Origin of the sequence: uncultured Rikenella sp., from assembly GCF_910577125.1 — a bacterium.
In the GTDB taxonomy this organism is placed as follows: domain Bacteria; phylum Bacteroidota; class Bacteroidia; order Bacteroidales; family Rikenellaceae; genus Rikenella.
This window is the reverse complement of sequence record NZ_CAJTMN010000088.1, coordinates 1-7,997: the sequence shown is the minus strand read 5'-3', so window position 1 is coordinate 7,997 and position 7,997 is coordinate 1. Positions and strand designations below refer to the sequence as shown.

At 58.0% G+C, this 7,997-nt stretch carries 6 protein-coding genes; 1 reads left to right on the top strand and 5 read right to left on the bottom strand.

What is annotated here, in order from left to right; genetic code table 11:
- Positions 1-625: 625 nt before the first annotated feature.
- From QZ292_RS08475 to QZ292_RS08455, 5 genes are all read right to left on the bottom strand, one after another.
- Entirely contained in the window at positions 626-1,072 is a 447-nt protein-coding gene (locus QZ292_RS08475; RefSeq protein WP_294600533.1) for a V-type ATP synthase subunit K, read from the bottom strand.
- Positions 1,073-1,445: 373 nt separating this feature from the next.
- Positions 1,446-3,260: a V-type ATPase 116kDa subunit family protein gene (locus QZ292_RS08470; RefSeq protein ID WP_294600532.1), complete on the bottom strand. Its 1,815-nt coding sequence runs from the start codon at positions 3,258-3,260 to the stop codon at positions 1,446-1,448.
- Entirely contained in the window at positions 3,257-3,853 is a 597-nt protein-coding gene (locus tag QZ292_RS08465) for a V-type ATP synthase subunit D (protein ID WP_294600529.1), read from the bottom strand. The genes QZ292_RS08470 and QZ292_RS08465 overlap by 4 nt, the downstream gene beginning before the upstream one ends.
- Before the next feature lie 339 nt (positions 3,854-4,192).
- Positions 4,193-5,512 carry a V-type ATP synthase subunit B gene (locus tag QZ292_RS08460; RefSeq protein WP_294600527.1) on the bottom strand — a complete coding sequence of 440 codons (1,320 nt, stop codon included), beginning with the start codon at positions 5,510-5,512 and terminating at the stop codon, positions 4,193-4,195.
- A gap of 26 nt (positions 5,513-5,538) precedes the next feature.
- On the bottom strand, positions 5,539-7,299 hold the full coding sequence (locus tag QZ292_RS08455; protein WP_294600525.1) for a V-type ATP synthase subunit A: 1,761 nt from the start codon (positions 7,297-7,299) through the stop codon (positions 5,539-5,541).
- Positions 7,300-7,398: 99 nt separating this feature from the next.
- On the opposite strand from QZ292_RS08455, the gene QZ292_RS08450 reads away from it, so the two are divergent.
- A complete protein-coding gene (locus QZ292_RS08450) occupies positions 7,399-7,641 on the top strand; it encodes a hypothetical protein (RefSeq protein WP_294600524.1) in 243 nt (80 codons plus the stop codon).
- The last annotated feature ends 356 nt before the right edge of the window (positions 7,642-7,997 follow it).

Sequence of the window (7,997 nt, the reverse complement as noted above, 5' to 3'; positions counted from 1 at the left end):
CAAGCAAAACCGAGATGAAATTCCAGCGGGCGACATAACGCACGCCTTAATAGGGGAATCGTCAAAACTCGCTTGCGTGTTTTGACAAGATTTCCCCAAGATGCGCGAACAGAGGACAGGACAAAGAGTTAGACCGACACAGCCATTCGCCCACCGCGGGGCCCCACAGGGGCTTTTACTGGGGTTATCACTGCCTTACTTAAGCGGGGCCTGCCCGGCCCGAGGGCAGTTCTATCCTGTTAGGGTAGAGGCGGCCAATTGGGAGTGCGGCACGCACCGCCCGCCCGGCGGAAGGGCAGTACCCTCAAACCAACCGCGCGCCACGCCTGAAAAGGGGAATCGTCAAAACTCGCTTGCGTGTTTTGACAAGATTTCCCCAAGGCGCGCGTCGAGCTTCGACTGCGCTCGGGCCGCGCGGGCCCCACGTCCCGTGGACGAGCGATGCTCACGCATCGCTGCAGCAGCCTCAGCCCAAAGCACCGCCCCTATTCTCTGTCCGCGCGCCCTAAGCTCAGCATTTCGTCTTCCCCGATCCTCACTCAAAAAACAAAAGCGTCGGAGTTTTCATAACAACTCCGACGCAAACCCCGTAAACGGCACAATAATGCGACGATACGTCCAATCCTTAAATCGCCTGACTGATGAAGAAGACAGCAGCCACGCCCAGAATCGCGTACAATTCCGGGAATGCCAACAGGATCAGCGAGTTACCGAAAACATCATGTCCGTTTCCGATCGCCGTAATGGCATTCGCAGCCACCTGTCCCTGCCGCAGCGAGCTCCAGAGACTCACCAGCCCCAGCGCCAACCCGCCTCCAATAATCGCCGACGCCTGCGCCATCGTGATCTCCGGCGTCAAAAATCCCTTCAGCAAGAAGTACCCCAGGAATCCGTACAACCCCTGCGTCGAAGGCATCGCGCAGAGAATCATATAGCTCCCGAAAGCTCCCTTGTTCTTCTTCATCGCGCCGACAGCCGCATTCCCGCTGATCGTCGTGCCGTAGCAACTCCCCACACCCGAAAATACGAGCATGATCGCGATTCCCAAATAAGCCAACGTAATCGGTTCCATAATCTTTTCTGTTTTTTTTGTTTTTTATTGTGTTTCTTTTAATTCCACTTTTCGTTTCCCTGTACTTGCCCGGGAGGGTACTGTTCTTTCTGTGAACAGAAAGAACCAAAGAAACTTTAGAGGATGCTTACGCATCCTAAAGCTGCCGGCGGCCCAACTCTCGGCCTGTTCGTCGGGCTGTGATTTCCCGGTGGGCGCGCTTAAGGTATTACCCGTATAAATAGCGCGCCACACCGGAAACCCAGCCCGACAGACCCGCGAAGACTGAGGACTGCGGAGCCTAAGGAGTAGCGTAGCTATCTAAAAGTTCTTTGCGCCGCTTTCTTTCAAGAAAGCGGCAGTTCCCTGCGGGTAGACACAGACAAATGAACGGTTATTTATCGATCCGTTTGAACGGCACGAACTTTCGTCCCCCCCCATCGAATCCCGCATTTTTGTAGAACTCGACGAACGTCAGCCGGACCGGATGGACGAACGCCCCCAGCGCGCTGATAAAGATGTTCAGCCCGTGTCCGATCACCAGAATAATCGCCATGACGATCCAGCTCACGACCGGGATATTTCCGCTGAGCCCCACCGACAACGCGTTGAACACCTGCGCGATAATCGCCCCCGCCAGCCCGATCGCGAAGAGCCGCACATAGGAGACCAAGTCCCCCACCACCCCCGTGGCCATCTCGTAGGAGTTGTAGAGCCCGACCCCGACATTGACCAGCGGGTTTTTCTTCGGCGAGTTGAAGAAGAAGATCAGCACCCCCGCCACCCCCAGCAGACCGTAGAACAGCACCCCGTCCGCCGGCAAGATTCCGCCCAGCGCCAGTCCCCCCGCCACGAAGAGAATCACCCACCCCAGCGTCGACAAGCCGTAGAGGAAGCTCCCGTTCTGTTTCCAGCGGTTGAAGATGCGCAGAATCATCCCGAACAAGATCTGCGCCGCCCCCAGCCCCACCGCGACATTGAACATATTTTCGTTCGAGACGATATACTTTTTGAACTCCACCAGCTCCGGCACCTTCGCCAGCTCGATTCCGAAGAAGTTCCCCGTCAGGAGCCCGAAGAAGACCGTCGCGATGTTCAGGAAGAGCGCCAGCCAGGCAAAATCCCGAAAACGCACCGGAATCTTGCGCCAGAAAAGGATGATCGCCAAGATGAACAGCATCCCGTACCCCGCATCCCCGAAGCACATCCCGAAGAAGAGCATGAAGAACGGCGCGAAGAACGGCGTGATGTCGATTTCGTTGTACTGGGGCAGCATGTAGAGCGACCCGATCGGTTCGAAGAGCCGGGCGAAGAAGTGGTTTCTGAGTTTGATCGGCGGATTCTGTTCGACCCTCGCCTCCTCCTCCGCCCACACCACCGGCTGAGCGTCCAGAAACTCTTCCACCTGTGCCTTGAGGGGGGTCGGCGCCCACGCTTCGATCACCTTCACCGTCCCCTCCGCATACTCCGTCCCCGCGTGCAACGCCTCGTCGAACGCAATCCCGTTCTTCAGCTCCACATAATCCGCCCGAATCCGCTCCCGCGACAACGCCGCCCGGGCGATCACCTCCTGTTTCAGCGCCTCCTCGCGCAGATACTCCTCGATTTGCCGCTCCTTCTGCGTGAAAGTCATCTCCGGCGCGCGCACCTCGACCGCCGCCGTCCCCAGCCCGATCGCTTCCGAGGCCTCGCCCACCGGCTGCGCCACCACGAAATAGGTCATCCCCCCCAGGTTCTGCGCCACCACCTGAATCGGGTATTCCCACTCCCACTCCGTCCGGTACTGTTTGGCCGGCACCTCGAAAAAGCGGAGAGCGATCCCCTCAGCCTCCCTGAGGCGCCTGATTTCCGCCGGGTCGAACTCGCCCCACATGGCCAGTTCGTCGAGCTCCGCCGTCGCCTTTTGACGCAGCGTTTCGAGCTGCGCGATGCGTTCGGTAGCCCCCTCCAGCGCCTCGACCGCCTCCTCGACCGTTGCAAACGGCAACAACTCTCCCACCTGCTCATCATCCTCGCGTTTGACCGACCCGAGCCGCATATAAGCGTTTTTATAGCGTTCGGCCAGCGCCATCCGCTCCCTCTGCTCCTCATCCGGCTCCCAGTCCGAGAGCGTGACATCCGCCAGCCCCAGCTCCCGCAGGCGTTCCATAAACGATTCCACATCGCCGTGATACAGGACGACATTGAATCGGGTCATGCGTTCGATCATAAAGCAGCCTCCGTTTCCAGTCTGGATTTAACAATTTTCTGGGACGATTTCGAGAGGTTTTCCTCGTCTTCAAGGAAGCGTTTGATCTTCCGAATCGCCTCCTGATACCCCGGAATCTGCACCTTTTCGTACAGATTGACCTTCTGCGTGGTCTTCTTCCGGGCCCTTTCGAGCAGCTCCATCTTCCGCCGATAGAACTCGCTTTCGACCCCCAGCCGAGCCAGCTCCTTGAGAATCCTCATCCCGTCGGCGAGCCACAGCGGCGCACTGAAGAGGTTGTACGGTTTCTCCTCATACTGAATATCTTCGAGCACCGGTATCTCGACCCCGGCGATCTTCTGCGCCCCGAACCTGACCTCCCTGACGGTAATCAGCGACCGGTCGAACTCTCCCCACAGCTGCACCATATAGTCGTATTGGGCCATCGTGCGGTCGAGCTGTGCCTGGAGCTCGGCCACCCGGTCTTTGGCCTTCTTGACCTCAGAACGCAGTGCCGACTCCTTGCTTTTGATCGTAGGCAAGGCCTTGGTTCTCATGGCGAGCTGCTTCCCGAGCTCGCCGAGCGCGGTCTTATTGAACTGAAACTTGATCATTCACCAAAAAGCTTTATCGACTCTTTTGTCATTCATTCTTTACCCCGGCTGGAACCGTACCTTTTCTGAAGAAAAGGTACCCAAAAGACTTTTGGAGGATGCTTCGCATCCTAAAGCTGCCGGCGGCCCAACTCTCGGACTCTCTTTGGGCCGGGAGTTGTAGCGCGCTTAATGCAAATTAACCTTATAGCGCGCTACAACCCCGACCCAAAAGCAATCTCGAAGACTGAGGACTGCGGAGCCTAAGGAGTAGCGTAGCTATCTAAAAGTTTTTGGTGCCGCTTTTTTCAAAAAGCGGCAGTCCCATACAGGACAAAGATTGAAGACAAGAAAGAGCGATTAATTTTTGGGCCAATACTTCTTCAGTATGGCCTCCTTGATCGCCACCTCGCTCGGCGAGAAATACTTCGCAAAGAGTTTCCACGCCGTGTCCAGCATCTGCGTGATTTCGATATTGATATCGATCGCCAGCAGCGCCTCCGAATACTCCCGCGCGAAGTCCAGCGTGCGCTGGTCATAGTCCGAGAGGTCGAAGCCGTTTTCGAGCTTCGTCCGCGCGTTGGCCGCATCCGAGTACAAGCGCACCGCCGCATTCATCACCTGCGGATGATCCTCGCGCGTCTTCTTGCCGATCACCAGCTGCTTGAGTCGCGACAGCGACCGGAACGGGTCGACGATCACCTTGCCGATCTCCGCATCGTTCCGCAGGAACAGCTGCCCCTCCGTGATATACCCCGTGTTGTCCGGAATCGCATGCGTGATATCCCCGTCGTTGAGCGTCGTCACCGCCAGGATCGTAATCGACCCCCCGTTCGGCAGCTGCACCGCCTTTTCGTAGATCTTCGCCAAGTCCGAATACAACGACCCCGGCATCGAGTCCTTCGACGGAATCTGATCCATCCGGTTCGAGACAATCGCCAGCGCATCCGCATAGAGCGTCATGTCCGTCAGCAGCACCAAGACCTTCTCCCCCTTGTCGACCGCAAAGTATTCCGCCGCCGTGAGCGCCATATCCGGCACCAGCAAGCGTTCCACCGGCGGATTATCCGTCGTGTTCACGAACGAGACGATCCGATCCAACACCCCCGCATTGTCGAACACCGTCTTATAATACAGGTAGTCGTCATTGGTCAACCCCATCCCCCCGAGGATAATCTTGTCCACCTGCGCCCTGAGGGCCACCATGGCCATCACCTGGTTGTACGGCTGGTTCGGATCCGCGAAGAACGGAATCTTCTGCCCCGACACCAGCGTGTTATTCAAGTCGATCCCCGCAATCCCCGTGGCAATCAGCTCGCTCGGCTGCATCCGCCGATACGGATTGACCGTCGGCCCCCCAATTTCGCGCTCCTCGCCCTCGATCGGCGCCCCGTCCAGCGGCTCACCGTAAGCGTTGAAGAAGCGCCCCGCCAGCTGATCGCTCACCTTGAGCACCGGCGGATGGTGCAGAAAGACCACCTCCGCATCCGTCGGAATCCCCTCCGTGCCTGCAAAGACCTGCAGCGTCACGGCATCCCCCGCCACCTTCACCACCTGTGCCAGCCGCCCCCCGACGAGAGCCAGCTCGTCGTTCGCAGCCCCCTCGGCACGCAGCGTGACCGTCGCCTTCGTAATCGCCGTCAGCTGCGTGTATATCTTCTGAAATCCCTGTGTCTCCATAATATTCCGTCGTAAAGCGTAAACCTTTAATTCTGTTGTTCCTTAAGAATATCCTCCACCGCCGCCCGGTGACGTTTGAAATCCTCGCCCTCGAACGCCGAGAAGTTCATCTGCCGCAGCTCGTTGATGAGCCGCTTGTAGTACGCCACGCACTCCTCGAAATCCTTGAATTTGAACGTCCTGCCGCAAATATCCATCACCAGATTGAACATATATACCTGCCGCTCCATCGGACAGTTGGCATCCGTGGCGTCGAACGAGTCCTGCTGCAGGATGATGAAGTCCAGCAGCTCCGACTTCCAGTACCGGTCGTGATACTCCACCGGCACCCCGTCGTCCCCCAGAATGTTGATCTGTTCGAACGCCTCCTTGCCCCGCTGCACCATCGCCTTGGAAGCCAGCACCTTCGTCACCCAATCCTCCCCGTAGTGTTCATCCAGATAGCCGATGATTTCCGGATATTCCAGGTATTTCGAATAGCTTTCCAGCGGGTCGATCGCCGGATAGCGCTTACTGTCCGCCCTGGCCTGCGACAGCGCGTAGAAGCACCTCGCCGCCTTCTTCGTAGACTCCGTGACAGGTTCTTTCAGGTTCCCCCCCGCCGGCGACACCGTCCCGATGAACGTCACCGACCCCGTCTCTCCGTTATTCAGGTAGACAAACCCCGCCCGCGCATAGAAATTCGAGATGATCGCCGACAAGTCCACCGGGAAGGCATCCTGCCCCGGCAGCTCTTCCAACCGGTTCGACATCTCACGCAAAGCCTGCGCCCACCGCGACGTCGAGTCCGCCAAGAGTAACACCTTCAAGCCCATCGCCCGATAGTATTCTCCCAGCGTCATCGCCGTATACACCGACGCCTCCCTCGCCGACACCGGCATGTTCGACGTATTCGCAATAATCGTCGTCCGCTCCATCAGCTTCCGCCCCGTCCTCGGGTCGTCCAGCTCCGGGAACTCGACGAACGTCTCCACCACCTCATTGGCCCGCTCGCCGCACGCCGCGATAATGATGACATCGGCATTGGCCTGCTTCGAAATCCCGTGCTGCAACACCGTCTTCCCCGCTCCGAACGGCCCAGGAATGAACCCCGTCCCCCCTTCTGCAATCGGGTTGAACGTGTCGATCGCGCGGAAGCCCGTCTCCATCGTCCGGAACGGTCTCGGTTTGTCCCTGAACGCCGTGATCGGCACCTTCACCGGCCACTTCTGCATCATCGACAGCCCGTGTTCCACCCCGTTTTCATCCACCACCGTGGCGATCGGCTCCGTAATCTTGTAGTTCCCGGCCGGCGCGATCCACTTCAGGCGATACACGCCCTCCATCTTGAACGGCACCATGATCTTGTGCTGCAGCCACCCCTCGGGCACCCACCCCAGCCAGTCACCCGCCCTGACCTCCTGATTCTCAGCTGCAACCAACGGCGTAAAGTCCCACCTGGACTCGAAATCCAGCGGTTCATTGTACTCCCCGCGCTTGAGGAATACCCCCTCCATGGCCTTGAGGTCGTTCTGCAAACCGTCGTAGATTCGGGTCAGAATCCCCGGCCCGAGCGTCGCTTCGAGCATATGTCCTTCGAATTCGACGCGCGTCCCCCCTTTCAAGCCCCTGGTGCTTTCAAAAACCTGCACAAATGCCCGATCGCCGATCACTTTGATGACCTCGGCCATGAGTCTGACGCCTCCGTCCATCAGGATGTAGCAGATTTCGTTCTGCGACACCGGCCCCGCCGTTTTGACCGTAACCAGATTGGCAATAATGCCGATCACCTCGCCCGTAGTTTTCATGTATAATTTGGTTTTTACTTTTCAATCTTTCTTTTCGGTTCGCCATTCGTTCGCGGCGGCCGCTTCCTCCGCGCCTGTCTCCGCCTGTTATCTCCCGCCATGATGGGAAATGCCCGTCCACCGTGCCTTCAACGTACTTCCGGCACCGTTTCGTTCTCCGCCCCGGGCTCCCGCTATCATGCCAACGGAGCACTCAGCCTCATCGGAAATAGCGGTTCCGGTTGGTCTGCTACGATCCACACGACGGACGGCCTATTTTTATATTTCAACGCGGCAGCCCTCCAACTCAGCGGCACCGGCAGCCGTGCCTACGGTTTTCAGTTGCGTTGCCTCTCGGAATAAACGGCACCCACAGGGTGTTTTACTGGCTGTGTCTACCCCCAATTTTCCGAGGCGACCTTAGCGATGCGCAAGCATCGCTCTGTCCCGCCGGGGTCACCCGGCCGCCGCCCGCTCAGGGCAGTTCCAGCCGACTCGAAGCTCGATCGTCGCCCGCCCCGCTTAAAGAGGAATTTCACTCGTTTTGCGGGGAGCAAAACCGAGATGAAATTCCTGCGGGCGACTCAAAAACGCATTAACAAAGCCGCACACCACACCTAAGGTAGGAAATCGTCAAAATGTGCCGACACATTTTGACAAGATTGCCCAAAGCACGCAATAAAACATGACTGCAACCCTGCGGCTCGAAGAGCCGCGCG